Origin of the sequence: Micromonospora sp. CA-248212, assembly GCF_050948405.1 — a bacterium.
Lineage (GTDB): Bacteria > Actinomycetota > Actinomycetes > Mycobacteriales > Micromonosporaceae > Micromonospora.
Genome location: NZ_CP192023.1, coordinates 254180 through 279393, shown reverse-complemented (window position 1 = coordinate 279393; position 25214 = coordinate 254180). Strand labels below are relative to the sequence as shown.

The 25214-nt window shown below is 67.7% G+C and carries 26 protein-coding genes; 17 read left to right on the top strand and 9 right to left on the bottom strand.

Annotation, left to right across the window (positions count from 1 at the left end; genetic code table 11):
* The first annotated feature begins 1 nt into the window (after window position 1).
* Window positions 2-829 carry a class I SAM-dependent methyltransferase gene (locus tag ACQP03_RS01375; protein WP_363660396.1) on the top strand — a complete coding sequence of 276 codons (828 nt, stop codon included), beginning with the start codon at window positions 2-4 and terminating at the stop codon, window positions 827-829.
* Here ACQP03_RS01375 and ACQP03_RS01370 read toward each other — a convergent pair.
* Window positions 822-1811, bottom strand: a complete 990-nt coding sequence (locus ACQP03_RS01370) for a phosphotransferase family protein (RefSeq protein WP_357392535.1) — start codon at window positions 1809-1811, stop codon at window positions 822-824. The two genes, ACQP03_RS01375 and ACQP03_RS01370, sit on opposite strands and share 8 nt — an antisense overlap.
* Before the next feature lie 143 nt (window positions 1812-1954).
* On the opposite strand from ACQP03_RS01370, the gene ACQP03_RS01365 reads away from it, so the two are divergent.
* From ACQP03_RS01365 to ACQP03_RS01325, 9 genes are all read left to right on the top strand, one after another.
* Entirely contained in the window at window positions 1955-2758 is an 804-nt protein-coding gene (locus tag ACQP03_RS01365; protein WP_357392536.1) for a class I SAM-dependent methyltransferase, read from the top strand.
* 210 nt (window positions 2759-2968) lie between these two features.
* Window positions 2969-3496, top strand: coding sequence for a DUF6244 family protein (locus tag ACQP03_RS01360; protein ID WP_357392537.1), 528 nt, complete (start codon window positions 2969-2971; stop codon window positions 3494-3496).
* Between the two features lie 194 nt (window positions 3497-3690).
* Window positions 3691-4089 (top strand): hypothetical protein, encoded by a 399-nt coding sequence (locus ACQP03_RS01355; RefSeq protein ID WP_357392538.1) that lies wholly within the window; start codon window positions 3691-3693, stop codon window positions 4087-4089.
* A gap of 15 nt (window positions 4090-4104) precedes the next feature.
* Complete coding sequence (locus tag ACQP03_RS01350; protein WP_357392539.1) at window positions 4105-4554, top strand: SitI3 family protein; 450 nt, start codon at window positions 4105-4107, stop codon at window positions 4552-4554.
* 144 nt (window positions 4555-4698) lie between these two features.
* Window positions 4699-5958 carry an NUDIX domain-containing protein gene (locus ACQP03_RS01345; RefSeq protein WP_357392540.1) on the top strand — a complete coding sequence of 420 codons (1260 nt, stop codon included), beginning with the start codon at window positions 4699-4701 and terminating at the stop codon, window positions 5956-5958.
* 10 nt (window positions 5959-5968) lie between these two features.
* The gene (locus tag ACQP03_RS01340) at window positions 5969-6712 is read left to right on the top strand and encodes a serine/threonine-protein kinase (RefSeq protein WP_357392541.1); all 744 of its coding nucleotides are present in this window, start codon (window positions 5969-5971) and stop codon (window positions 6710-6712) included.
* A 245-nt stretch (window positions 6713-6957) separates the two neighbouring features.
* On the top strand, window positions 6958-8550 hold the full coding sequence (locus ACQP03_RS01335) for an ATP-dependent nuclease (protein WP_357392542.1): 1593 nt from the start codon (window positions 6958-6960) through the stop codon (window positions 8548-8550).
* The gene (locus tag ACQP03_RS01330; protein WP_357392543.1) at window positions 8534-9592 is read left to right on the top strand and encodes a UvrD-helicase domain-containing protein; all 1059 of its coding nucleotides are present in this window, start codon (window positions 8534-8536) and stop codon (window positions 9590-9592) included. Before ACQP03_RS01335 ends, ACQP03_RS01330 begins: the two co-directional genes overlap by 17 nt.
* Before the next feature lie 354 nt (window positions 9593-9946).
* On the top strand, window positions 9947-11062 hold the full coding sequence (locus tag ACQP03_RS01325; protein ID WP_357392544.1) for a hypothetical protein: 1116 nt from the start codon (window positions 9947-9949) through the stop codon (window positions 11060-11062).
* Between the two features lie 344 nt (window positions 11063-11406).
* On the opposite strand, the gene ACQP03_RS01320 is transcribed toward ACQP03_RS01325, so the two are convergent.
* Window positions 11407-11871, bottom strand: coding sequence for a DIP1984 family protein (locus tag ACQP03_RS01320; RefSeq protein ID WP_357392545.1), 465 nt, complete (start codon window positions 11869-11871; stop codon window positions 11407-11409).
* Between the two features lie 671 nt (window positions 11872-12542).
* Between ACQP03_RS01320 and ACQP03_RS01315 the strand changes: the two genes are divergently transcribed.
* The gene (locus ACQP03_RS01315; protein WP_357131942.1) at window positions 12543-13010 is read left to right on the top strand and encodes a hypothetical protein; all 468 of its coding nucleotides are present in this window, start codon (window positions 12543-12545) and stop codon (window positions 13008-13010) included.
* 187 nt (window positions 13011-13197) lie between these two features.
* Here ACQP03_RS01315 and ACQP03_RS01310 read toward each other — a convergent pair whose 3' ends face one another.
* On the bottom strand, window positions 13198-13704 hold the full coding sequence (locus ACQP03_RS01310; RefSeq protein ID WP_357131945.1) for a DUF4760 domain-containing protein: 507 nt from the start codon (window positions 13702-13704) through the stop codon (window positions 13198-13200).
* A gap of 222 nt (window positions 13705-13926) precedes the next feature.
* On the opposite strand from ACQP03_RS01310, the gene ACQP03_RS01305 reads away from it, so the two are divergent.
* Window positions 13927-14091 carry a hypothetical protein gene (locus ACQP03_RS01305; RefSeq protein ID WP_357171633.1) on the top strand — a complete coding sequence of 55 codons (165 nt, stop codon included), beginning with the start codon at window positions 13927-13929 and terminating at the stop codon, window positions 14089-14091.
* A gap of 39 nt (window positions 14092-14130) precedes the next feature.
* Here the strand turns inward: ACQP03_RS01305 and ACQP03_RS01300 are convergent, their stop codons facing one another.
* Genes ACQP03_RS01300 through ACQP03_RS01275 form a run of 6 tightly spaced genes read right to left on the bottom strand, consistent with a single transcriptional unit; the run spans window position 14131 to window position 19062 of the window.
* Complete coding sequence (locus tag ACQP03_RS01300; protein WP_433459921.1) at window positions 14131-14703, bottom strand: hypothetical protein; 573 nt, start codon at window positions 14701-14703, stop codon at window positions 14131-14133.
* Window positions 14700-16022, bottom strand: a complete 1323-nt coding sequence (locus ACQP03_RS01295; RefSeq protein ID WP_357131954.1) for a hypothetical protein — start codon at window positions 16020-16022, stop codon at window positions 14700-14702. The genes ACQP03_RS01300 and ACQP03_RS01295 overlap by 4 nt, the downstream gene beginning before the upstream one ends.
* Window positions 16019-16816: an ATP-binding cassette domain-containing protein gene (locus ACQP03_RS01290; protein ID WP_357131957.1), complete on the bottom strand. Its 798-nt coding sequence runs from the start codon at window positions 16814-16816 to the stop codon at window positions 16019-16021. Before ACQP03_RS01290 ends, ACQP03_RS01295 begins: the two co-directional genes overlap by 4 nt.
* Before the next feature lie 11 nt (window positions 16817-16827).
* Window positions 16828-17634 (bottom strand): zf-HC2 domain-containing protein, encoded by an 807-nt coding sequence (locus tag ACQP03_RS01285; protein ID WP_357131960.1) that lies wholly within the window; start codon window positions 17632-17634, stop codon window positions 16828-16830.
* Entirely contained in the window at window positions 17631-18182 is a 552-nt protein-coding gene (locus ACQP03_RS01280; protein ID WP_363660398.1) for an RNA polymerase sigma factor, read from the bottom strand. The genes ACQP03_RS01285 and ACQP03_RS01280 overlap by 4 nt, the downstream gene beginning before the upstream one ends.
* Window positions 18183-18237: 55 nt before the next feature.
* Complete coding sequence (locus tag ACQP03_RS01275) at window positions 18238-19062, bottom strand: helix-turn-helix transcriptional regulator (RefSeq protein ID WP_433459918.1); 825 nt, start codon at window positions 19060-19062, stop codon at window positions 18238-18240.
* Window positions 19063-19302: 240 nt separating this feature from the next.
* Between ACQP03_RS01275 and ACQP03_RS01270 the strand changes: the two genes are divergently transcribed.
* The 5 genes from ACQP03_RS01270 to ACQP03_RS01250 all read left to right on the top strand — a co-directional run bounded on the left by ACQP03_RS01270 (window position 19303) and on the right by ACQP03_RS01250 (window position 25204).
* Window positions 19303-20040, top strand: a complete 738-nt coding sequence (locus tag ACQP03_RS01270) for an SDR family oxidoreductase (RefSeq protein ID WP_357131969.1) — start codon at window positions 19303-19305, stop codon at window positions 20038-20040.
* Between the two features lie 24 nt (window positions 20041-20064).
* The gene (locus ACQP03_RS01265) at window positions 20065-20367 is read left to right on the top strand and encodes a hypothetical protein (protein WP_357131972.1); all 303 of its coding nucleotides are present in this window, start codon (window positions 20065-20067) and stop codon (window positions 20365-20367) included.
* 176 nt (window positions 20368-20543) lie between these two features.
* Window positions 20544-21314: an IclR family transcriptional regulator gene (locus ACQP03_RS01260; protein ID WP_357131975.1), complete on the top strand. Its 771-nt coding sequence runs from the start codon at window positions 20544-20546 to the stop codon at window positions 21312-21314.
* A 441-nt stretch (window positions 21315-21755) separates the two neighbouring features.
* Window positions 21756-23186, top strand: a complete 1431-nt coding sequence (locus ACQP03_RS01255; protein ID WP_357171639.1) for an extracellular solute-binding protein — start codon at window positions 21756-21758, stop codon at window positions 23184-23186.
* A gap of 101 nt (window positions 23187-23287) precedes the next feature.
* Window positions 23288-25204, top strand: coding sequence for an ABC transporter permease subunit (locus ACQP03_RS01250; RefSeq protein ID WP_357131981.1), 1917 nt, complete (start codon window positions 23288-23290; stop codon window positions 25202-25204).
* Window positions 25205-25214: the final 10 nt, after the last annotated feature.

The window sequence follows — 25214 nt, the reverse complement described above, 5'->3', positions numbered from 1 at the left end:
CATGCCCAGCAAACCGGCACCCGAGCGGGGGCACTCCGCACCGCCCCTAGCGGATGAGTTCGACGAACTGTTCCGGAGCGAGGCCCATAACGGCAAGGGCTTCGCCAGAGTGGTACGGATGGTCGACCCGGCGATGCCGTCGGAGATCGAACCGTTCTCTTTCCTCTCGGCCAACCTCCTCTTCCACATCCGACAGCAGCTCGCAATCGACGAGGGCGCGATTCTTGCCGATCTAGGATGTGGGCGCGGTGGCCCTGGCCTGTGGCTGGCCCGCACCACAGGTGCCATCCTGATCGGCATCGACTTCTCCCCGGTCGCGACAACCTTGGCAAGGCAACGTGCCGCAACCTCTGGTATGAAGGCGAACGCCCACTTCGTGGTGGCCGACCTGAGTGCCACGGGACTTGCCGACCACGCCGTAACCTCGGCGATCTCCGTTGATGCGCTACAGTACGCCTCCGATCGGACCGCGGCCGCTGTCGAAACGCGGCGCATCCTCCGTCCCGGAGGACGCCTTATCCTCACCGGCTGGCATCCACGGCATCCGGGTGACAGTCGATTACCCGAGCGGCACCGGTTCAGCAACTGGCCCCGAGTTCTTACCCATGCCGGCTTCGTCGATGTGGAGTGCACCGAACGGCCTGACTGGACCGAGGTCTACCTGCGGAGCTACCGAACAGCGCTGGATTTGGGCGACCCGGACGGGGATCGCGCGCTGGCGGGTCTCCAGGCGGAGGCCCGAAGCCGCCTCCCGACCGCCCACCTGCTGCACCGGGTACTTGTCACCGCAACCGCCGGTTGGCCTCCTCGGGGCGGCGCTCTCAGGTGAGCTCGGCCAACACGGCGGCCATGGCTTCGAAGGTGCCTTGGACACCGTCGGCCTTGCCGAGTCGATGACGCTCCAAGCGGATGGCGCCGATGTGCCGCGCCTCGTAGATCAACGAGCGCAACACCGCAGACGCGGAGCGATCCGGGTGCCCGTAGCTGTCCCAGAACGCGTCACGTTCGGTGCCTGGCTTCGCCGCGGCCATGCGGATCGTCCAGTCCGCAGCCGGGTCACCCCACCATGTGCGGTCCAGGTCGAGCACTCCGGTAATGGTCGGCTCGTCGGCGACGGGGTCGAGCATCACGTTGACGGTCCACAGGTCGCCCGCAAGCATTCGCGGCTCGGTGATCTCGTCGAGGACGGCGCAGTGCTGGCCTGCCACCGCAGCAACCTCACGCACGTCGGCAGCGTCCAAGCCGACGCCGTCGAGATCGGCGGCAATGTCGTACAACGAGGCCACCACTGCCTGGCTCCACGTCGCAAACGCCGGACCTGCGACGGGACCGAAGGATGGTCCCCGCACCCCATGAACTCGGGAAGCGATCGTGCCCAACTGTCGGAAAAAGCCAGGCCAGGACGATCGGGGGTAGGCGCCGAGACGATCCGGCGCGGGAACGCCATCAAGGAACGTTTGCACCAGATAGTCTCGGGGGATCACCTCGTGAGACCAGTCCGCGGCGATGACCTGCGGCATCAGCGGCGCGAGCACGGTCAGCCAAGGCACACTGGCGAACTCGTTTCGCATCAGCTGTCGCTCGCTACGGAACTGCTTGTCCGGCTCCGGGGCGACCCGCAGCACTACCGGCCGCCCCCGCCCCGCTACGACGACCCGATAGGTGTTGTTGTACATCCCCGAGCCCAGCTCGATGGCCGACACGACGTGTGCGTCGGCACCGAAAACCCGCCGGCAGACCGCCTCGATCTCGTCGGCGGTCACCGACTGCTGAAATGACTCGGAGTTGCGCTCGATCGGTCGGAATTCCATGACGGCATCCTCGCGCTCATGGTGAGCATGGACGGACAGCCATCAGTCTGACAGGCCGAAATCGAGCCCTTCGGGCCTCTCCGCTCAACGCCCACGACCAGCCTCTAAAGCCCAGCATGCGGACCGACAAGGAGAACGTGCCTATGCCCAAGCAGCCCAACCAACTGTTCATTTCCACTGCCCCGTACTACGCCAAATATCGGCCCGGCTACGACCCCGCCATGTACGAGCATCTTCGCCTGCGCTTCAGCCTCGACGGCACTCAGCGCGTCGTGGACCTGGGGACCGGCACGGGCACGATCGCGCTGCCGCTCGCGGCGCTTGTCGGTGAAGTCATTGCCGTCGACCCGGAACCCGGCATGCTGCAAGAGGGCCGCGCACTCGCCGAAGCACAGCGCACAGGCAACATCACCTGGCGGCTCGGCGACTCCACGACCCTACCCGCGATGAACATCGGCCCAGTCCTGCTCACCGTCATGGGGGCGTCGTTTCACTGGACCGACCGGCACCAGACCCTGCGCGACATCGAAAAGATCATCGAGCCCGCCGGTGCCGTCGTCCTCGCCTCCGGTGGCGCACCGGGCGACATCGAACCGGCCCCCTGGACCGACGTCATCGCCGAGGTACGAACCCGCTACCTCGGTCCCAGCCGGCGTGCCAGCAGCGGTACTTACCAGCACCCCACAGAACGCCACCAAGATGTCCTCGCCCAGTCAACGTTCCGCCATCTCGAGATCCACACCTGGGATCGCACCATTACGCGGACCCTCGACGAGGTCATTGGGCTGCAGTTCTCCTACTCATACAGCAGCCAAGCGCAACTAGGACCAGACAAGGCGGGATTCGAAGCCGACCTTCGAGACGCCCTCATCAAGTACAGCCCCACCGGCTTGTTCGATGAACTCGTCCGCACCGAGGTCATCATCGGCGCCAGGACCCAGGGGTAGCCCGAGGCTACGGAGCGAGGGTCGACCGCTTGTTGCGCGAGAACTTTGAAACGAGATCAACTTCCACCACCAGCTATGTCGAGGTTCCACCGCCGATCTACGTCATGCCCGGGACCCAGGTCGACTGCCGATGTCTGGCGGGCCTCCCGGATACCCCGGTAGTTTCGGCTGCCGGACATCATCACGGTCTTCGATTGGGGAGTCGGCTACGTGTCGCACATCGAGAAGGTCACCGCTGAACTCCGAGCCCTGGCGGCAGGCGTCGAGCGCGCGCAGGGGTTGGCAGCCGCGGCAGACAGTCAGGCACAGGAGGTGGCCCTGCGAGCTGCGGGCGCTGGCTTCGCGGTGGTGGCGGTGGGCGTAACGCGAGTGCGCAGTGCGATCACCGATATTCAAGGCGGCCTGGGTAGCCTCGGCGGTTCGATCGGTGAGGCGACGAAGGCAACCGCGGCCGTTCCACACGGGGCGACTCCGCAGGAGACGATCGCCGGGCTGACACCCGTCCACGCCGCGGTAGACAGCACCCGAGACGCGACGGCAGCGACGATCGCTCAGGTTGGTGAGGCACAGCGGCTCGTCACCATGATCCTTCAGGGCGGGCAGCCCGGACCCCTGCTACAGGCGCTGGAAAGCATCAAGCAGGTCCTGGTACTGGTAGTCCAGCGCACCAGCACCACTCGGCAACTCATCGAAGCCGCGATCACTGAAGCACGGCAGATCGGGTCCTCGGGAAACTGATCGGGGCTGGCAGTCCCAGACCGGCCAGCCCGCCCCCTCTTGCCACCACCAATCCGAACCCGCCGCCTCCCGCCTCCGGCGGCGATGCCTCCGGTGACCGCAACCCCACGCCGTGGAGCCGGCACCCGACCGGCGTCCTCGGCGGATCACCCACCGGGCCCCGAACCAAAATTCCGCCACGGGCGGATCAGAGGGTGCAGCGTGCGTTGGAGTTGGAAAACGCGTGTGCCGACACCGTCGCCGGCAAGGGTTACCGCTTGCACCAGAACCCGACCAGACAGGAGATCGCCGAGGCGCGGAGGAACACGGGCGACGGCGGGAAGCCGGACAAGGACCCGGACTACCTGATCGAAGGCCATGTCTTCGACTGCTACTCGCCGACCCCCGCGAAAGCCACGCGCGGCGTCTGGACGGAAGTGTCGGGGAAGGTGGCCAGCCAGCAGACCCAACGGATCATGCTCAACCTGCAGGACTGGCGTGGCGACCTCGGCACCCTGCAGAAGCAGTTCGACGACTGGCCCATCCACCACCTCAAAGAACTCACAGCGCTGACCCGCAGCGGTGAGATCATTCAAATCGTCCGACGAGACTGAGAAGGCAGGCAGCACGTGGGTATCGAGTACCGACTGACGCTGGCGGGCGACATCCCGCTGGAACAAGTGGCCGAAATCGCGGCTCCTGGGAACGTCGAGGAGTCAACTCTGCCCGGATACCCCCGACTACTCGGCGCCGACCTCGGTGACGAGTCCGGCTACACCGTCAGCGTCTATGCCGGCAGAAACGGTTACTACGACGCCGAGGACGACGACGGCTCCCAATGGGAATGGGAACCCGACCCGTACGTCAACATCGTCTTCCACATACTCAAGGACGACACGTCCGGCAGGGCGGTCCCCGACATGGTCGCGGCCGTCGACCGGCTGCTCGCCAGCAGGCCGGAGGACGCGGCACTGACACTGAACGGTAACTGGCTGCTACTGACCCGAGTCGCAGGAACCCTTCGAAGGCACCGACCGTCGTGGTGGAACAACTATGGCCTCGACCATCGTCCCGCCTGAGTAGAAGCCCGCGAGTTGGGATGCCCACCCCAGGGCGTAGTGGAATGCCAGGTACCAACGAACGTGCCTGCCCCGCAGGACCGTTCAGCTCGTTCCCGCGACGCGCTTGAATCCATCCAGGCAGCCCTCCGGAGGAAGCCAGCCGTGATTCGTCGATACTCCTCCGCCGGCGCGGTCGTCACGACCAACGATCTGGGCGCTCCTTCGATCCTGCTTCTCGATCAGGTCCGGGGGAACGGCGAACGACAGACCGTAGCCCCGAAGGGTCGCCTCGATCCGAGCGAGGCACCCCTGCAGGCAGCCGTGCGGGAGGTGGCCGAGGAGACCGGTCTGACCGGTACTCAGTACGGCGCGTACCTCGGACAGGAGAAGTACGTCTTCACCGACAGCGACGGCTCGCCTGCGGCGAAGACCGTTGACTGGTTCCTCTTCACCACCGCGACCACCGCTACAACGCCAGCCCGAGACGAGGGCTTCGTCCAAGCTCGTTGGCTTGACGCCCCCGCCGCCCGACGAGCGGCCACCCACGTTGAGTTCCAGCCGATCCTGGACCGCGCCCTCGCCATCATCGCCTGGCGTTCGGCAGGGCCACTCCCATTCAGCCGAAGCCTCAGCCAACTCATAACCGAAGTCGCAACGGACGTTCAGGCCGCCATCGCCGGGCACCCTGAAGCGGGCATAGGGCTGTGCGGCTCGGCCGCCCGCGGCGACTTCATCGACGGCTGGAGCGACGTCGGCTTTGTCGCCTGGAATCTCCCCGCGTCCTCACGGACAGCAGCCAAGATCAACGAGATCGTCGCCGAAGCCTCCAAGCTTCACGGCATACGAGCCTCGCTACATCTCACCGGCGAACACGCTGACGACGTCCGCAGCCTCGGCGCTCTGCACGACATGACGATGCGGGTGGCGCTGGACCGCGTCGGCCTCGACACCGCCGTGATCGCAGGCGCGGGCCCGACGCACACCACAACTCCAGCAGCAACCAATCTTGCCGAGGACATCGGCGTGCTTCACGACATCGCCGTGAGTGGCCTCAGCGCCAGATACGACAGCAGTACCCGGCGCGAGGACGCCGCCCGCCACGTTCTGTCCGTGCTCTCATGCGCAGCTCGGCTTCTAGTCGTTCAGCGGCAGCCGAAGGCACCCCTGCGGCTCCCCGAGGTGGCGGAAGCTCTCCGTCACTGGCCGGGCAAGCAGCTCACGGATCTGCTGTGCGACTACGACGCGTTCCGCCAGAGCGGGATGCTCACCCTGAACCAGGCGGAACAACTCGCTGCACGTGTACCGGCAGCACTCGTGGAAGCCGCCGGCAACCACCGCGAACCCGCCTGGTCCCCGGAGCAGACGGGCATCTGCCGGCGGACCGGCACAAGCGAAGGACCCGACGGCCACGTGGGGGCGTAGGTTCGCCAACATGTCCGACCTGCCGCTCGCGTCCGCGTTCACGGTCTTCAACGACCAAGACTCGGGATGCCTGTCCTACGGCGTCGAGAATGCCGGGCGCCGCTGGTTTGTCAAGAAGGCCACCACCGTGCCGGCCCGCCTCTCACTGATCCGGGCCAAACGATTCCATGCCGCGGTTCAGCACCCAGCGATCGTCCGCCCCGAGCAGATCCTCAACAGCCCAGACGGGCCAGTGCTGGTCTACCCCTGGCACGACGGGTCAGTACTCAACCACGCCACCACGCACGGCTCGGACCGAGCCGCGCTTACCCGGTTCCAACAGCTGCCCCTCCCCGACGTCGAGGCAGCGATCACCACGATCCTCGACGCGCACGAGGCCGTCGCAGCGGCTGGCCACGTCGCGGTCGACCTGTACGACGGCTGCTTCCTCTACGACTTCGACACTCGACAGATGCGGCTGATCGACCTAGACGAGTACCGGCCCGGCCCCTTCGTCCTCGACGCCGACCGCCTGCCCGGATCCCGCCGCTACATGGCCCCAGAAGAATTCGTCCGCGGTGCCGTCATCGACCAACGGACCACCGTGTACACCCTCGGCCGCACCATCTGGCACCTGCTCGACTCCCCACACGGCTGGCGAGGCACCCCGTCCCAGGCTCGGCTTGCCACCCACGCCACCCGCGCGGCGCCCGTAGATCGACACCCCGAGGTAGCACGACTAGCCACAGCGTGGCAAGTCACCCTCACGGAGTGAAACGGGCTCCTGCCAGACGACGACCGTTACACGTCCGTCCTGGTACGCACCGCGACACCGCCGCCTTCGTCGCCACGTTCCGGTCGGTCCGCACTCTCTGACCGGCTACAACCATGGTCAACTACGCGACAGCGGAATGGATATCGGTACGCCGCCAACCATCATCGACACGTACCGTGACGTGAGGAGACGGCCTTGACCAATCCGTACCAGGCGGAACAGCCACGCGACTTCTACGGCCACGCATGCTGAAGAAGATCACGATCAAAAACTACAAAGTGTTCCGGAACTTCGCGCTGGACCTCAACCCCGGCGTGAACGTGATCGTCGGCGACAACGACGCAGGCAAGTCGAACCTGCTAGAGGCCATCAACCTTGCGTTGACCGGCAGGCTACGCGGCAATCCGGCGGCCGCGGAGCTGTCGCCGTTCCTGATGAATCTGCAAGCCACCCGTGAGTACGTAGCAGCGCTGCGCGCACGCGGCCCGGCGGAGCCACCGGAAATTCTGATCGAGCTCTATTTCGACGACGCCGACAACCTGGCCACGCTCAGAGGCGCGAACAACTCGCTGCGGGAGTTCACGCCCGGCGTCAAGATCCGGATAGCCTTCAACCTCGATTTCATCGACGAGTACGCCACGTACATTGCCGAACCGGGCCGCATCGCCTGGGTGCCGACGGAGTACTACCAGGTCCATTGGACCAACTTCGCTGGTGAGGCCATCACGGCGCGCGGGGTTCCGGCGGCCGCAACGCTGATTGACGCGACCGCGATCCGACTTCCGAACGGGGCAGATGCCTACCTGCAGTCGATCATTGCTGACTCCCTGGGGCCCCGTCAGCGGGTCGAGCTGTCGCTGGCCTATCGCAGTCTGCGGGAGACCTTCGGCGACATCGCAGCGGTCAAGGAGATCAACACCAGGCTTGCCGGGGAACGCGGCGAGATCAGCGATCGAGAGCTGACACTGTCCATCGACATCTCCCAACGGGCAGGCTGGGAGCGCAGCCTCGTACCGCATCTCGACGAACTGCCTTTCCCCTACGTCGGCAAGGGCGAACAGAGTTCACTCAAGATCCTCCTGGCGTTGACCGAAAAAATCGCCGACACACACGTCGTGCTCATCGAGGAGCCGGAAAACCACCTCTCGTTCTCGTCACTGAATCAGCTCGTCCACAAGATCAACGAGAAGTGCGCCGGCAAGCAGGTCCTAGCGACCACTCACAGCGCCTTCATCCTCAACAAGCTCGGCCTCGACGAGCTGATCCTGCTGACCAACGCGGGTGGGCAGCGCATCACCGACCTGCGCAGGGACACCGTCGACTACTTCAAGAAGCTCTCCGGCTACGACACCCTGCGCCTGGTCTTGGCCAAACGCGCAATCCTGGTGGAAGGGCCCTCGGATGAACTAATCCTGACGCGCGCCTACCTCGATGAACATGGACGCGAACCCATCGCCGACGGCGTCGACATCATCAACGTCCGTGGCCTGTCGGCCGCCCGCTTCCTGGACCTGGCCGTGCCACTGGCCAAGCCCGTCGCCGTCGTCAACGACAACGACGGCGACGCCGCCAAGATGCATCAGCGCTACGCGGAGTTCGCCGAATACGACTTCATCTCCATTCACGTGGGCACCGGGGACGCCAAGACCTTGGAACCCCAGGTACTAGCCGCCAACGGTCTCGCGCGCCTGAACGAGATCCTCGGCAAGAACTTCGCGACCGACGAAGAGCTGCTCACCCACATGACGGCCAACAAGACTGGCTGGGCGCTCGCGGTCTTCGAGTCCGAGCAGACCATCACCATGCCGGAGTACATTCGCCATGCCGTCCGCCGGTAACCGCGCGGTGATCGCTGCCGCCGGGTCACGCAAAACTCAGCTGATCATCGACGCCGCGCTCGCCGACCCATCGCAGCGCGTGCTCATCACCACCTACACCCAAGAGAACCTCGCCCAGATCCGTCGGCGCCTGGTCGAGGTCACGGGAGTGATTCCCGCCCATATCACCACCATCACCTGGTTTCAATTCCTCATTCGTCAGGGCGCGAAGCCGTTCCAGGCCTGCGTCACCGGCAGGATTGACCACATCCGGTCGCTCAACTTCAACGGCCGGCGGCCACGGTTCGCCCCCCGCGACAAACCTCTCGCGTACTACTTCGACCGCAATGGCGACATGTACCGCGACGGAGTCTCCGACTTTGTCTGCTGCGCCGACAGCGCCTCCGACGGTGCCGTGATGCACCGACTGGAAGCGATGTACGACCACATTTACATCGACGAGTTCCAAGACCTCGTAGGTTACGACCTCGACTTCGTCGACAAGCTCTTCGGGTCGAGCATGGGCGTCACCGTCGTGGGCGATCCCCGTCAGCACACCCTCGCCACGAACAACGGACCACGTAACAAGAAGTACCGCGGAGCCGGGATCCTGGACTGGTTCCAGCGCCGACGAGCGGCCTGCCCGGTGGAGATGCGTACCGAAAGCTGGCGTTGCCACCAGCTCATCTGCGACTGGTCCGACCGGCTCTACCCCCAGATGCCAACCACGACGTCCCGGAACCTTGCTGAGACGGGACACGACGGCATCTTCAAGATCACCGGAGAGGGCGTGCCCGCCTATGTGGCGAAATATTCTCCCCAGGTGCTGCGTGACTCGGTCAGGACGCCAACGCTCGGACTAGCAGCCCTCAATATCGGTGTCTCCAAGGGCAGCACCTACGACCGCGTGTTGATCTTCCCCACCAAGCCGATGCTCAGCTATCTACGGACGGCCGACCACTCAGCTCTCAAAGCACCCGACCGGCTCTACGTTGCCGTCACGCGAGCCAGGCACAGCGTCGCCTTTGTGGTCAAGGCAGACGAAGCCGACTACTGGATCTAGCCGCGATCCGCGATCCCATACTCGAACGACGCGACCGCTACGAAGCCGATACCGGCCTGTCGACCAACTGATCATAAAGGGCGCGGAACGCACCCGGCGCGAGGTCCAGCAGACCGTGCACGAAGCACGCAAGGATACGGGCCTCACGGGCGTCTACACAGCTCCGCCGCCGGGCTGAGTGGTGCGAGAGCCCGCTGCCACCACGACGTAGACCACGACCGACTACCCAGTCGTGCCACTCGCCGGCACAATGACGCGACCCGACAGTCGCAGCCGAGCAGGGTCATCGCCGATTGAAAACCCATCTGTCGGCCACCGAGAAGATCAACGCTGAACATCCTGGGAGAAATAGTTATGACCGAAGCTCCGAACGACGCCGGCGACTCCGACGACGGTGCTGCCCGGGAGGCTGTCGAGCGGGAGCGGACCGAGCTGCGGGAGTTCATTAGGGGCTTGAACCCGGACGACGTCAAATCAGGCAACTGGTTCACGAAATTGGTCGCGCAGGCCCTAACTTCTTACACTAACAAGGTCGACTGGCTGTACTTCCAGGAGAAATACAAGGGCGTGCCGGCGGATGGCATCGTTGAACAGCGGATCACGATGGCATCACGATATGCCGCGCTTGAAGGTGGACTCTCGGCCGGGGCATACTCAGCGGCCGTCGCTGCCACTATCGGCAGTGCCGGCGGAGCCTCGTCGCTGACTCTGCCGGCCGCCGCGGTGACCCTCATGGTCGACCTCACCTACATCACCCAGCTTCAGCTGCGCCTGGCCTACGACATCTCCGTGCTTTATCGGGTCCCGCTCGACCTAGACGACCCAGACGACATGTGGAAGCTCATCCGTGTGGCCTTCACGATCAAAGGCGGGGAGCTCGCGCGGGAGAGCCTGACCAAGTCGGTCCCGCTCGTGGTGCGCCCGTTGGTCAAGCGGTTCTACTCCAAGAGCGTCCTGACCGCGGCGAAAGGGCTTCCCGTCGTCGGGAAGCACCTCCTGCAGCGCAACGTCATCAAGGTCGGCATCCCCTTGGTCGGCATTCCCCTCACCGTCGTGCTGAACCGCTACACGACGCTGTTCGCGGGCCGGCACGCGCGAACCGTCTTCCGTAACGAGGCGCGGGTGACTGAGCTCGCCGAGAGGCTGAGCAGCCGGAGTCAGCACCCGAGGCTGCTGCTGTGGGTCGCGTGGCTCGTCATCACAGCGGACAACAAGATCGGCCACGATGAAGCGCTGCTGATGAAGCACCTGGCGCGCACCGTCCGCGAACTGCACGGGGTAGTCGATGATCAACTAGCTGACGTTGTCGAAATTGACCCTAACGAGGTGTGGAGGCGTCTGGACGCCGAGCCCGGAGACCTGACCGAGCTCCTTGACGTCGCCAGCCGGGTGGCCACGGTCGATGGCGACATCACCGCGCCTGAGAAAGAAGTCATTGCCGAGCTTCATGACCGTTGTCGTCGAGCCTGACGCCGCCGGGAGCGCACGGCTGCTGCTGTAGGCGAGCAGCGCCTGAACGCGCTCCTCGGACGGCAGGGGTGGCGGCGACGCGATCGATAGCCGTCAGGTGCCACCTTTGAGCCTGCTGCAAGAGGTTGCGGAAGTCCCCTGTCCCACCCTCACCGTCGTGGATCTGCACCCGGTAGTGTGCCGTGCCCTGTGCGCCGTCACCTGTGTGCTGTGCTGGGCATGCGATGTGTGCCGGGGAATCGAACCCCAACGCCTGCCCTCGGCGCGCCAGGAGTGAGCCGGAATACCCGCCGGCTCGCGGGTTCGTGCACGCCTCCACGTCGGCTACCTGCTCCGCAACCCCCTCAGTCCAGCAGCTCGACCTCCCAGTTCGTCCGCTGGATCAGCGTGTCGACCTCGCGCAACTGCCGGGCGAAGTCGTCGGCCTGCCGGCGCAGCTCGGCCACCGGCAACGCCGGGATCATCTTCAACTCCGACCGCAGCTGCCGATATCCGCGCTGGCCCTCACCTGCGGCGGCGTCCGCCGCCCAGTTGACCACGCTGTGCCGCAGACGGAGAACGTCGCGACGCGCCAGCGCGTCAGTAAGCGTGGCGCCATCGACGGTGGTTGCGGCGTTGGTGCGATTGATTCGCCGGATCAGCGACTCCAGCTCACCGAGGGCCTCGCCCACCTCGGTCAGGAGAGCCGAGGCGTCTTCCGCGGGTGCCTCGCCCTCCTGGTAGCGGGCACTGGCCGTAATGCGGGCACGGAGTTGTTCGGCGCGGCGCGCCGCGTCCGCGCGCAGCGCCAGGGCCTCAGCAAGCTTCATGGGCACCAGTATGGCCAGCGAAGATCAAAGCCGCGCCCCAATTTCATCCCAGTCCTGTCGGCCCCCTTGGGCTCGCCACAGGTGCAGACGATCGGCTCAAGGAGACGGCGGGAACCGTGTCGTACCACCGATGGGCCGCTCCCCGGGTGCTCGGACGTCCCCAACCGAGGACGGACCCATGACGCAACCCCGGACATCACCACGAGGCGGGCCGCACACCGCCGCGTCGTGCACCGCAACCAGGCCCTGGACCAGCGCGGACACAACGGGACAGCACTGCCGTTACTCGGACGGCAAGCCAAGGTCACGACGGCAAAAAGACTTCATAGCGTTTTGTCGTTTCCTGGCCACTTTTAATCCATAGGTTCAGGGTTCGAGTCCCTGGCGGCCCACTCTCGCGCAGGTCAGCGACACTTAGAGGCCGCTGTTGCCGTGCGTCGGGCCGGTACGGCAGATGCCAACCGTGCCGACTTCGATGGCGGTCCTGGCCGCGAGCTGCCGTGTCGCTTCACCCTTGGTCATGCGGTCCGCCCAACCGCTCTTTCAACGGCCCGATGTGCGCCAGGCCGTCGGGCGCCGAACAGCAGCGACCAGGGACGACCCTTGGCGACGACGTTTGTCGAGGTCACGCTTGATCGACAGCCCACGAGGGTCGGTGCCATGATGGGGCCATGCCGAGCGACGTCTGGGTGTCGTTGACCTCGCTGGGCGGGGTGGCACTGGGCGGGGGCTTGTCGTTCTGGGTCCAACGCATGACTCAACGGTCGGCTGAGCGAGCAGAGGAACGACGGCAGGCCATGGCTCTTGGCGAGAGCCGCCGAACGGAGCGGCTGGCCCAGTTGCAGAGTTTCATCGAGGTCACGGCCGAGGCTGAGCGATGCGCATTCACGCGTCCATTCAGCTGGCAGGACGGCGATGAGTGGCAAGTCCAAACGCAAGCGATCATGAACCGTGTATGGGTGGCTGAGCGGATGATCCGCCTGACGTTTCCACTTCCGGTTCATACCGCGGCTCGGGCCTACTTCCTTGACCTCAACCGGGCTGTATGGGAAGTGCTACCCGACGGGCAAAGCGTAAGGGACTATTTGGAAGATCATCGGCTAGCCTTCCTCGACGCCGCTCGGACGGCCGTGGACTAAGCGGTTAGGCCACGACGAACCTCGGGCTCCTCATCGGGGACGTACCCGGCTGCCGACGCCTCGGGACAGCCATCCACGGAATCGAGCCGCCGCCGACGACGACTGTCGACAGCAAGGGTGACAGCCACATCCGTGGATGACAGGTCCGGCTGGCCGAAATGATGCTCGCTAAAACTCGAAAGGAAGATCAAGCTGCATCGGCGGCGGCCGGCTCACGCGTTGACCGTACTGCCCGCCGGGACTCCCAACGACCTGCCAGCCACACCAGGTTCCCCCAGTAGCTTTCGACCCGGTATCTGTGCCGCAGCTCGGCGATAAGCGGGCTCGCTATCTCGCGGATCTCCAGGATGGACGCTCCCCAGTTGTCGACGATGAAGTTCTCGTCGGCCATATTGGCACGAACGAACATGCCCGCCACATCGAAGCCGTTACAACGGACCATGACTGCTGTCTTCTGCTCCTCGGTCCACTGACTGTAAGGAACTTCGAGGACCGACGGCAGCACCCGGGCGGCGGACCGCATTTCGGGCGAGGTGATCAATTTGACCACTTCCATCGTGCCTTGGACCTCTTGTGAACGGTATGCCGCCTCGACCTGCCGCCCAGCGTGCCGGGCCTGGCGAGCTCCGACCAGCAACGCCAGGGCGACGATCAAAGTGGAGACGACCTGGGAGATGGCGATGACAGTGTTCACGCCGCCGATCATTGCTCATACCCGGCAATAGATCGAGTGCGCTCAACTCGACATGCAGGCCGCTGAGCCGCCGCCCGAGCCGCCGCCCGAGCCGCCACCCGAGCGCCGAACCCCGTCACGCATAACCTGACGGATCAACGAGCCCGGTTTCTCCGGCGATCCGGCGCGGTGTTGACGCTCGATCAGGACGCCGACTGCCCCTGCTGTGACCCGCGTCAGGCGATGGACACCCTGCACACGATCGCCAGGGCGGTCCCTCCGACCGGCAGGCGCGAGATCCAGGCGATCGTGGATCCCCTTGCTGAGCGGTACCGCGCCCGCACCCTGCACGATCCGAGCTGGCCACAAGACGGCCAGTGGTGGTGGCGACGCATCGCCGATCGCTGAGTGACCGCGAGACCACTGCGGCGCGGGTCGGCGCTTCCGTCACTCGCGTCGGGCGGCTCCGTGCAGCGCGTACGCCACCACGCCCGCGACCGCCAGGACGGCCGCGACCACGGCCGCCGGCCGGCTGTCAAGGGGTTGGCCCGGCCAGGTGGCGAGCGCGCCCCACGTGCCCGGTTGGGGGAACATGGCGGCGGCGATCGCCCAGCCCACGGGGAGGAACCAGGCGCGGGCCGCGCCCGCGACCGTCGCGCAGAGCGCGGTCAGGCCCAGCAGGCCGGCGGAGTCGCGGACCAGCAGCGCGGTGGGGCCGAAACGGGCGCCGGTGGGTTGGGTGGCGAGCAGCACGACGAGTACGAGCGCCAGCGCGGCCAGCAGGTGCACGGCTCGCCGCCACGGCCAGCGCAGTGCGGCGGTGCGTTCCAGGTCCTCGTCGGGGGCGGCCAGGGTGGTCGACAGGGTCGCCACCATCAGCGTGACCGTCAGGACGACGAGCAGGAGGATGACGTCGCGCTCGGTGGACAGCGTCAGCCACAGCGCCCAGATCAGGGCGGCGGCGCTGACGGACGCGGCCAGTGCCACGGGTACGCGTCGTGCGCGTAGGTGCAGCATCATCGCGACAGCAGTCCGGTGGGGTCCTGGCAGGCCAGGATGGCGTCGCGTACCGCCGTCACGCGGGAGAGCGCCTCCGGTGCGGGCAGCTTCTGGAGGTCCCGCCACAGGGTGACCGCCTCGGCGTTGAGCTGCGGATCCTCCTCGATCATTTCGGGGATGACGCCGACGTCGGAGACCGGCTCGCGGCCGAGCAGGTGGTATGCGGCGGCTCGTTCGACCGCGCCGTTGCGCTCGCAGTCCGGGCCGCCGTATCCGGTGCCCAGGCCGAACACCATCTCGGGGACCACGGCGTCGGGATGAGCCAGGCCGCCGTGGTCGTCGATCCGAACGTCGATCGTGACGGTGTCGGCGTCGCGGAGGGGCACGTCCCCGATGAGGTAGGCCCGCGTGTCCTCGTGCGCCTGGGTGGGGGCGTCCGGCATCTTGGCGAGGGCGGCCAGGCCCTGGCGGGCGAGCGGGGTCAGCGTGTCCAGCACGTTGGCGTTGACCCGGGTGACGCAGACCTTCGGGGCGTCGTCGGTGCAGACGAGTTCGCGGGCCACGGGATCGATCGGCGCGACGAGGGTTGCCTCGTCACGGGGGACGAGCGCCGCCGCGACACCGAAGCCGAGCAACACCGGCAGCACGGCGGCCACCGACGTACGGGGACCTTGCGCGACCAGCAGGAGTACGCCGGTCAGCGCCAGCCCGCCCAGGAAGATGGCGAGCACGGCGGTGACCCGGGGGTCGATGGTCTGGAACGGGTAGAACGTGCTGCTGCCGTACGCGGGAGACAGGATCGCGCCCATCCAGTCCGGCCGCATGATCGCGGTGAAGAAGACCAGCAGCACACCGGCCACGGCGAGCACGGGCGCGGTCACCAGGGCGGGTAGCAGCCGCCCGATGCCCAGGCCGAGCCAGGCCGCCGCGACCAGGGAGAACGCGCCGACCAGCGTGATGGCGACGACGTCCGGCGGGAAGTACGCGGCGGTGGACGCGATCCGCATGCCGCCCGCGCCGACCACCAGCAGGAAGGCGAGCCCGAGCGCGGCCCCCATCGCGACGAGGACCGGAAGCATCCGGCGGGCGCGGGATCGGGGTGTGGTGGCGAACAGTTCCCCGACCTTGGCCCGGTGTTCGCGGCGGCCCTGCCACGCTCCGGCGGCGAGGGCGATCGGCCAGAGCAGGAGCAGGTACTCCTTGACGGCGAGCGTGAGGGACATCCACCCCTCCGACCAGCGGCCCGGGGCGAGGTAGAGGGCGGCGACGCCGACCGCCACCACGAGGAGCGCGGCGCCGGCTGCGGCGGAGCGCCGGAGTTCGATCCGCAGGACGCTCATCGGCTGGCCGCCTCGTGGCGACGGAGCAGCGCCGAGTAGCCGCGCTCGGCGGGGCTGTCACCCGGATGGCGCTCGTCGCCCTCGGCGGCCAGACCGGCGGGCGTGCCCTGCCACACCAACCGACCCTCGTTGATCAGCACCACCTCGGTACAGGCGGCGACCACGTCCTCGACGAGGTGGGTGGAGACCAGCACGCAGGCGTCCGTACCCAGGTCGCGCAGCAGCTCGCGCAGGTCGAGGCGCTGCTCGGGGTCGAGGCCGACGGTCGGCTCGTCCAGCAGCAGCACCCGCGGATCGTTGACGATGGCCTGGGCGACGCCGGCCCGGCGGAGCATCCCGCCGGAGAGTGTGCGGAGCCGGGCGTCGGCTTTGGCGCTGAGCCCGACGCGGTCGATCGCGCGCTGCGTGGCCGCTGGGATGTCGGACTTCGGCATCTCCTTCAACCAGGCCAGGTACGACACGAACTCGCGCACAGTGAAGCGCGGGTAGTAGCCGAAGTGCTGCGGCAGGTAACCCAGCGAACGCCGGGCCTGGCGCAGGTCGGCGCGGCCGTCCACCGAACTGCCGAGCAGGGTGAGCCGGCCGCCGGACGGCTTGAGCACGGTGGCCAGGGCACGCATCAACGTCGTCTTGCCCGCGCCGTTGCGCCCCAGCAGGCCGTGGACGCCGGTGCCGAGGCTCAGGTCGAGCCCGTCGACGGCCAGGTGTCGGCCGGCCCGCACCTTCAGCGCCTCGGCGTGGATGGCCCAGGGGTGGATGGTGGTGGCCGTCTCGGCCAGGCTCACCGCTCGCATGGTGGTTCCCTTCAGAACGAGGTGAGGCGCCGGAAGCTGTTGGCGCGCAGGAGGGTCAGGGCGGCCAGCACGACCGTGACGACGGCCCACCCACCGATGGCCGCCGGTTCCAGGAGCACCGGCAACTCGGCGGTGGCGAGGCTGGGTGCGATCACGGCGGCGGCCCAGGCGGCCATCAGCCCGACTGCGGCGCGGCGGACCCCGACGAGGGAGCCGAGCAGCAGCGTGGCGGCGGTGAAGGCGAGGCACGGCAGCAGCATCAGCGCGGGGTTCACCCGGCTGGCCCCGTAGGCGGCGAGCACGGCGAGCACCGGGATGACGAGGACGAGCACCCCGGCGGTACGGCGCAGGAGCATCGTCAGACCGGCCGAGGGGGTGCCGACGACGAGTTCCCAGGCCGGGTCGCCGCGTCTGCTCCAGGCCGCGGCGACCCCGGGCAGCGGCGCGAGGGGCGCGAGCAGCAGCACGATCGACGGCAGCTCGGACAGGAAGTACGTGAGCACGGCCGCGGTGCCGAGCACGCCGGCGGTCATGGCGACCCAGGGCAGCAGCGCCGCCACGAACCAGCGCTGCCGCAGCGGCGTACGGAGGAAGGCCCTTGATCGTGGGGTGGGGCCGGCGGCGATCGCGCGGTCGACGGCTGCCGCGACCTCGGCGACCAGGGCGCGCGACTCGATGGTGGTGCTGCCGGCGAGGCGGGCGCGGCAGTCGGCGCAGCTCTCCAGGTGCACTTCGATCGACCAGACGGTCGCCTCGTCGAGACCGGGATCGCCGTCGGCGTAGCGGTCGATGTCGTTCAGGGTGGGATGCGTGGTCACGACAGGGCCTCCCGCAGGACGATCCGGGCGCGGCGGATCCGGGACTTGACGGTGTTCTCGGGTACGCCCAGCAGCACGGACGTTTCGCGGACGGTGAAGCCGTCCAGGACAGTGGCGCGGAGCACCGCGCGGACCTCGGGCGGCAGCACGGCGAGGGCCTGTTCGAGTTCCTGCCCGACCCGGCCGGCGAGCGCCTCGTCCTCGGCGGCGGGCACGACCGTCTCGACCGGATGCACCTGCGGCACCCGGGCCTGCCGCGAACGACGCCGGAACGCGTCCACCAGGCGGTGCGCGGCGATGGTCCACAACCAACCGACGGCGCTGCCGCTGACCTGGTCGCCGGCGAAGCTGCCGGCTGCCCGCCACACCGTCAGGTAGGTCTCCTGGAGGACGTCGGCGACCACGTCCGGGTCCGCGCACCGGCGGCGCAGGCGCACCTCCAACCAGGGCGCGGTACGCCGGTACAGCTCGTCGAAGGCCCGCCGGTCACCGCGGGCCACGCGACGGACGAGCTCCTGCTCGTCCGTCGCGTCCAGGCTTCGTCTCACGTGAGGTAAGACGACCGTCCCCGCGCGATCGGGTCCCCCACTCCTGTGACCGTCGTCACTCTGCTCGGCTATCTGATGCCGGCAGTGTGGCCAGCGCCTTGGCGCTGCGGCTGCCCGGTTCGGGCGTGCCGACCAGCAGTTGCTGACCGGGAGCGTCCCGGACGTCGAAGGTCTGGTAGGTCAGCTCGATCCGCCCCACCTCGGGGTGTTGGATGACCTTGAACATGCGGGTCAGGCCCTGCGCTGTCTGGTCCGCCCAGAGGGCGCGAAACTCTGGCGAGTCCCGTCGCAGGTCGGTGACGAGCGCCTCGATCCGGGGGTCGCTCGGGAAGAGACCGGCGTTGAGTCGCAGGGCGTGTACGACGTTCTCGGTTAGGGTCGGCCAGTCGGGAAAGACGGTACGGGCCTGCGGATGCCGGAACAGCACCCGGACCATGTTGGTCGGGCCGGTGAACGGGGACAGCAGGGCCGCCGCCACGCCGTTGGTGGCCAGCACGTCGAACGCGGGACTGAGCACGTACGCGGCGGAGATGGGGAAGGCGTCCAACAGCCGCAGTAGGGCGGGGTGGACGGACGCCCGAGCATTTTCCGGGCCGGGGCGCGGATGGAGCCCGGCGAGCCGGAAGAGGTGACCGCGCGCCTCCTGGTCGAGGCGTAGGGCCCGGCCGATCGCGTCGAGCACCTGTGCGGAGGGATTGCGCTCCCGGCCCTGCTCCAGGCGGGCGTAGTAGTCGGCGCTCACCCCGGCCAGGACCGCGATCTCCTCGCGGCGCAGTCCCGGTACCCGGCGGTCGCTACTCCCGAGCAGCCCGACCCCTTTCGGGTCCACTCGGGCGCGGTTGGCCCGAAGGAATTCCCCAAGCCGGTTTGAATCGGACATGTCGACCAGCCTAGAACCCGGCGACACCGGGCCAGCCGCCGGCTTCGCGGGGCCGGTCGCCGCGCCGTACAGCTTCCGGCCGAGGGCGTACGGGACAGAGCGGACCGAAGTTGGACGAGGACGTATGCGCCGCCGAGGTGTCGCGCACCCAGGAAGCCACACCCTTCCAGGGGTCGTGCACGGGCCGCATCGTTGAGCAGCGGCGCTCGGCCGCAGGTCCGAAGGACGACGGGGGAAGCAATGGCAGACAGCACCGACTCGAAGATCATTCTCATCACCGGGGCCAGCAGCGGCATCGGCGCGGCGACGGCTCGCCGACTGGCCGCCGACGGCCATCACGTCGTGCTGGGCGCCCGGCGGGTGGACCGGCTCGCCGCGCTCGTCGACGAGCTGCGCGCTGCCGGTGGCGCAGCCGACCACCACGAGCTGGACGTGACGAGCCGGGACAGCATGCTCTCCTTCGTCAAGGCCGCTCACGATCGGCACGGCCGCGTCGACGTACTGATCAACAACGCCGGCGTGATGGCCCTCTCCACCCTCGACGCGCTGCGGGTGCACGAGTGGGAGCAGATGGTCGAGGTGAACCTGCTCGGCACCCTCTACGGCATCGCCGCCGCGTTGCCACTGATGCGGGCGCGCGGTACGGGACACATCATCAACATCGGTTCGACAGCGGCGTACCGCGTCGACGCGACGGCGGCCGTCTACTGCGCCACCAAGTACGCGGTCCGGGCCCTCACCGAGGGGCTACGCCAGGAGAGCCGGGACGTCCGGGTGACGCTGGTGAGCCCCGGCTACACCCACTCGGAGCTCACCGAGCACGGCGGCTCCCCCGAGGTGCGCGCCGCCGTCCACGCGGCGGCCCAGGAACTGGGGATGCCGGCCTCGGCGGTCGCCGACGCCATCGCCTACGCGATCGCCCAGCCGGACAGCGTCGACGTCAACGACATCACCATGCGATCCACCGTGCAGGGCTGAGCGCACACCACGAGGAGGGCACCCATGAGCGAAGCGCTCGAGATGACCACGTTCCGGCTCGTCGCCGGCCTCACCGGCGCCGACTTCGTCGACGCCAACGAGGACATCAACGAGTACCTGCGACGGCAGCCCGGCTTCCGGTGGCGTCGGATCATGCAGGCCGACGACGGCACCATCACCGACATCGTCGCCTGGGACTCGGCCGCCGACGGCCGGCGCAGCGCCTCGGGGATCATGACCGAGATGGCCGGCTCCCCGGTGCACGCCACCATCGACCAGGCCACGGTCGACTTCCGGATCGTCCCGGTGCTGCAACACACCAGCTGACAACGACGCCCGCCGCCACCTTCCGGAAGTGCGCCGCGGCGCGCCCGGAAGGTGGCGCCTGCCGTCCCCGCCTGGTCCGGAGCCTGGCGCGGACGGCTCACGTGGCTATCCTCTTCAGGTGCTGGTCCGTGTGGAGATCGTTGACGCGGGTCCGGCATTTCGAAGGGACTAGCGACATGGCCCGTGTGGTACCGGCAGTTATCCGCGCACTCGACGTCCTCGAACTGTTCCTGGACTGCCCCCAACTGTCGGCCCGCCAGGTGATGGAGCGGCTCGACCTGCCGCGCACGACCGTCCACGAGCTGCTCGTGACGCTCGAGGCTCGCTCGTACCTGATCTCCGTGCCGGGTCAACCGGTGCAGTATCGGCTCGGGATGCCGCTGTTCCAGCTGGGCGCGGCGTTCGCGGGTCGGCTCGATCTGGTACGCGAGGCGCAGGGTGTCGCGCGGGACGTGGCCGCCGCCTGCGACGAGGCGGTTCACGTGGCGGTGCTGGACGGCGCGGATGTCGTCTACCTCGTCAAGTTCGACAGCATCCACCCCGTTCGGATGGTGTCCGGAGTCGGGTTGCGGCTGCCCGCCCACTGCACGGCGGTCGGCAAGGTGCTGCTGTCGGCCCTCGATCCGGAGGACCTGGACGCGGTCCTGTTGAAGGATCCCCTGCCGGGCATGACGTCGGACAGCATCACCGACCCGGACCTCCTGCGGGCGCATCTCGACCAGGTCCGGGCGGAGGGCGTCGCGGTCGACGTCGGCGAGTCGGACAGCGCGATGCGCTGCGTCGCGGCGGCGATCCGGGATCACTCCGGGGCCGTCATCGCCGCGATGAGCCTGTCCGCGCCGATCATCCGGTGGACGCCGCAGGTGCAGGTGGAGTGGACCGGGTTGGTTCGCGAGGGCGCGGCAGCGCTGTCGACGCGCATGGGCTATCGGGCCCAGTCCCGGTAGCAAACCTCCCGCTTTCGGTTCGAAACAGCATCGAAACATTGACATCGGTGACCGGGCTGCTCTAGCGTCGCACCACTCGATGCGGTATATCGAACCTAGTTCGAAATCTCGAACGGCGGTGGTCTCGTGACACGACCGAACCGGAACGTCAGCGCCCCTGTCTCGACCCTGTCGCCGACCGCCTCGACCACGTCGCGCCATCCGAGGTGCGGCACCCGACAGATCTCGGGTGGCTCGGACGGAGCACGCGTGAGCGGACGTCCCGCGGCGGCCGGCTGGCCCGCTCGCCGTGACGGCGACCGACGAGCGAACTGATCTCGACAGGCGACCCTCCGTGGTCGCCACCACAGAAGCCCAACTGGAAACACGACGATCGCGGCGTTCGCCGGGTACGCCTTCGGCGTGCGGCCGTGCGCGGCGAGATGAAGGAGGCGGGTGTCCATGGAGGACAAATCGGGTTGGTCTCGACGCGGCGTGCTGGGGATGGGGGTGGGAGTGCTCGGCGCGGCGGGTCTGGCCGCGTGTGGGGGCACCTCCGAATCGCCGACCAAGGTGCAGGCCGAGGTTCCGCAGGAGCTGATCGACGCCGCCGCGTCGATGAAGGGCTCCTCGATGGGGATGTTGTCGCAGAAGCTGTACTCGACGGCGGCGAACGACGCCCTCGACAGCTCGATCAAGAAGTTCGCCGACACCACCGGCACCAAGATCGAGAACAGCCTTGTGCAGGCCGACGCGGGCGACGTGGTCGCCAAGATCGATGCCGAGGTCAAGGGCGGGGTGGCTCGTGACCTGGCGTTCATGACCGACTCCCGGTTCGTCGCGCAGTTCCAGGCGCTGGGCGACCTGGAGGACGTCACGGACGTCGTCCAGGCGCTGACCGCCAAGTACGGCGAGCCGTGCGCGGAGGCCAAGAACTACTGCGTCTTCGACGGCAAGTGGTTCGCGATCCCGTACCACTTCATCGGGATCGGGTCGTTCCTGCGCAAGGACTGGATGCAGGACAAGGGCATCACGCCCAAGGACATCTACAGCTGGGAGGAGCTGCGGGACGTCTGCCTGGAGATCTCCGATCCCGGCAAGCGCAGGTTCGGCTGGGGCATGACGATCAACCGGTCCGGCGACGCCAACGGCATGATCGAGGCGCTGATCAACGCGTACGGCGGGTCGATCGCCTCCAACGACGGCCGCAAGGTCACGTTCGAGTCGCCGGAGACGGTGCAGGCGGTGACCTTCCTCGGCGACATCTACACGAACTCCAAGTACAAGCCGATGCTGCCGCCGGGAATCGCGAGCTGGACCGACACCAGCAACAACGAGAACTGGCTCGCCGGCATCCTCGGCTACACCCGCAACCAGTTCAGCGTCTACGCGGACTCGCGGACCAAGAAGAACCCGGTGCACGCCAACACCCACGTGTTCTCCGACTGCATCGGACCGGCCACCAACAACCCCCTGCTCCTCGGCCAGTCACAGGGCTTCGTCATCTTCAAGGGCGCCAAGAACCCCGCGCTCGCCAAGCTCCTGGCGCAGTACCTGGTCAGCGCGCCCGCGCTGCTCGGAGTGGCGAAGGAGGCACCCGGTCTGGTGATGCCCGCCTGGGAGAAGGTCTGGGACGCGGACCCGTTCTTCACCAGCGGCGACCCGGCGTTCCCCATGCTGCGCAAGATCACCCAGTTGCAGCTGCCGTTGAACACGAAGAACGGCCTGACCTTCCCGCAGAAGGCCAGCGCCGGCCAGCAGGCCGTCGGCTCGGCCTACGTTCTCACCGACATGATGCAGCAGGTCGTGCAGGGCACCGCGCCCGCGCAGGCCGTCAAGGCGGCCCACACGAAGATGGTGCAGATCTTCAACCAGCAGGGGCTGCCGCAGTGAGGACGCTCCGTCCCGCGCGGGTCCCGGCGGCGAGGGCTTCCTCGCCGCCGGGATCCGGCTCCCTCACGCCGACCCAGCGCCGGCTGGGTCGTGACTGGCGAATGGCGGCGCTGTTCCTGACGCCGATGGCCGTGCTGGTCGGCGGCCTTGTGCTCGTACCGATCGCCCGATCGATCGTCACCAGCACCACCGAACGGCACGGGCAGGAGTCCGTGTTCGTCGGCCTGGACAACTATCTGCACCTCGTCGGCGACGACCAGTTCCACACGGGCGTGGTGAACTCGTTCGTCTTCACCGCGTACGCCGAGATCTTCAAGGTCGTGCTCGGGCTGGCCGCGGCCCTGCTGCTGCACCACCGACGCCGCGGGCGGGCGGTGCTGGCGGGGTTGCTCCTGGTGCCGTGGGTGGTGCCGACCGTGGTGACCGCGTTCAGCTGGCGCGCGCTGCTCGACCCGATCTTCGGCAGCGTCAACAACCTGCTCACCGCCACCGGAATCGGGCCGCTGCTGGTCGACCTGCACCTGGTGGACAGCTGGCCGGCGGGCTGGCTGTCCGACCCGTCGCTGGCGATGCCGTCGGTCATCATGGTGAACGTCTGGAAGGGGGTGCCCTTCTTCACCGTGTGCTTCCTCGCCGGCCTGAAGGCCATCCCGGCCGACCTGTACGAGGCGGCGACCATCGACGGCGCGTCGGCGTGGCAGCGGTTCGCCAACGTGACGCTGCCCGGCCTGCGCCACGTGATCACCGTGACGGTGACCCTGTCGTCGATCTGGACGTTCAACAACTTCGACCTGGTCTGGCTGCTCACCCAAGGTGGTCCGGGTGACGTGACCGCGCCGTACGTGCTCGTCGCGTACTCGAAGGCGATCCTGCAGTTGCAGTACGGCGCGGGCGCGGCGGTCACGCTCGTCATGCTGCCGGTCATCGGCGGGCTGGTGTTCTTCCTGGTCCGGCTGCTGCGCCAGGATTCGGGGGCGAAACTGCCCCGGGCACGACGCGCGACGCTGCGGGTCGGTACGCGGGCGCGCAAGGCCCTGCCGTGGGTGATCACCGCGGTGGTCACCGGGCTGCTGATCTGGGCGTCGCCGGAGATCTTCTGGAAGGCGGCGGTGATCCTCGGGGTGATCCTGCTGATCGCGGCGGCGGTGGGCCGGGTGGTGTCGACCCTCCAGTCGCGCGGCGGTCGCCGGGCATCCTCGGCGGTGTCGGGCTTCGGCTCCTGGGTCGCGCTCGCCGGGCTGCTCTTCTTCGTGCTCGGTCCGCTGTACTGGATCGGCGTCACGGCCTTCAAGTCCGAGGGCCAGGTCGTCATGCGTACGGACGACCTGTGGCCGACGCCGTGGACCACGGAGCAGTTCACCGGGCTCTTCGCCAACCAGCCGTTCGGTCGCTGGTACCTCAACACCCTGCTGGTGTCCGCGGCGTCCACGGCGGTGGCGCTGGTCTGCGCCGCTCTCGCGGGTTACGCGCTGGCCCGGCTGCGGTTCCGTGGCGCGCAGGGGTTCACCGTCACCGTGCTGCTCACCTACGTGATGCCGGGCGCGCTGCTGTTCATCCCGCTCTACCAGATGCTCATCGGCGTGCGACTCACCGACTCGTTGTGGTCGCTGGTCGTGACGTACCCGACGTTCACACTTCCGTTCGCCACGTGGCTGCTGGTCGGCTACTTCTCCTCGATCCCCGTGGAGCTGGAGGAGGCCGCGCTCGTCGACGGCTGCACCCGCCTACAGGCGTTCGGCCGGGTGGTGTTGCCGCTGGCCAAGCCCGGACTGCTGGCGGTCGCCCTCTTCACCCTGACCAACGCCTGGAACGAGTTCCTCTTCGCCTTCGTGTTCATCACGAAGGACGAGTACAAGACGTTGCCGGTGGGGATGCAGTCGATGATCGCCGGAGATGTCGTACCGCAGGGACAGCTCGCCGCGGCCTCGCTGCTCGTCAGCATCCCCGTGGTGATCATGTACGCGCTCGGGCAGCGCTTCCTGACCGAAGGGCTCACCGCCGGGGCGGTGAAGGGCTGACCGGCGGAAA

What these genes read in the sequence shown, in the direction of transcription:
- ACQP03_RS01375 (WP_363660396.1), top strand. Translation starts at nt 2, where the DNA reads ATGCCCAGCAAACCGGCACCCGAGCGGGGGCACTCCGCACCGCCCCTA.
- ACQP03_RS01370 (WP_357392535.1), bottom strand. Translation starts at nt 1,811, where the DNA reads ATGGAATTCCGACCGATCGAGCGCAACTCCGAGTCATTTCAGCAGTCG.
- ACQP03_RS01365 (WP_357392536.1), top strand. Translation starts at nt 1,955, where the DNA reads ATGCCCAAGCAGCCCAACCAACTGTTCATTTCCACTGCCCCGTACTAC.
- ACQP03_RS01340 (WP_357392541.1), top strand. Translation starts at nt 5,969, where the DNA reads ATGTCCGACCTGCCGCTCGCGTCCGCGTTCACGGTCTTCAACGACCAA.
- ACQP03_RS01335 (WP_357392542.1), top strand. Translation starts at nt 6,958, where the DNA reads ATGCTGAAGAAGATCACGATCAAAAACTACAAAGTGTTCCGGAACTTC.
- ACQP03_RS01330 (WP_357392543.1), top strand. Translation starts at nt 8,534, where the DNA reads ATGCCGTCCGCCGGTAACCGCGCGGTGATCGCTGCCGCCGGGTCACGC.
- ACQP03_RS01325 (WP_357392544.1), top strand. Translation starts at nt 9,947, where the DNA reads ATGACCGAAGCTCCGAACGACGCCGGCGACTCCGACGACGGTGCTGCC.
- ACQP03_RS01320 (WP_357392545.1), bottom strand. Translation starts at nt 11,871, where the DNA reads ATGAAGCTTGCTGAGGCCCTGGCGCTGCGCGCGGACGCGGCGCGCCGC.
- ACQP03_RS01315 (WP_357131942.1), top strand. Translation starts at nt 12,543, where the DNA reads ATGCCGAGCGACGTCTGGGTGTCGTTGACCTCGCTGGGCGGGGTGGCA.
- ACQP03_RS01305 (WP_357171633.1), top strand. Translation starts at nt 13,927, where the DNA reads ATGGACACCCTGCACACGATCGCCAGGGCGGTCCCTCCGACCGGCAGG.
- ACQP03_RS01300 (WP_433459921.1), bottom strand. Translation starts at nt 14,703, where the DNA reads ATGATGCTGCACCTACGCGCACGACGCGTACCCGTGGCACTGGCCGCG.
- ACQP03_RS01295 (WP_357131954.1), bottom strand. Translation starts at nt 16,022, where the DNA reads ATGAGCGTCCTGCGGATCGAACTCCGGCGCTCCGCCGCAGCCGGCGCC.
- ACQP03_RS01290 (WP_357131957.1), bottom strand. Translation starts at nt 16,816, where the DNA reads ATGCGAGCGGTGAGCCTGGCCGAGACGGCCACCACCATCCACCCCTGG.
- ACQP03_RS01275 (WP_433459918.1), bottom strand. Translation starts at nt 19,062, where the DNA reads ATGTCCGATTCAAACCGGCTTGGGGAATTCCTTCGGGCCAACCGCGCC.
- ACQP03_RS01270 (WP_357131969.1), top strand. Translation starts at nt 19,303, where the DNA reads ATGGCAGACAGCACCGACTCGAAGATCATTCTCATCACCGGGGCCAGC.
- ACQP03_RS01265 (WP_357131972.1), top strand. Translation starts at nt 20,065, where the DNA reads ATGAGCGAAGCGCTCGAGATGACCACGTTCCGGCTCGTCGCCGGCCTC.
- ACQP03_RS01260 (WP_357131975.1), top strand. Translation starts at nt 20,544, where the DNA reads ATGGCCCGTGTGGTACCGGCAGTTATCCGCGCACTCGACGTCCTCGAA.
- ACQP03_RS01255 (WP_357171639.1), top strand. Translation starts at nt 21,756, where the DNA reads ATGGAGGACAAATCGGGTTGGTCTCGACGCGGCGTGCTGGGGATGGGG.
- ACQP03_RS01250 (WP_357131981.1), top strand. Translation starts at nt 23,288, where the DNA reads ATGGCGGCGCTGTTCCTGACGCCGATGGCCGTGCTGGTCGGCGGCCTT.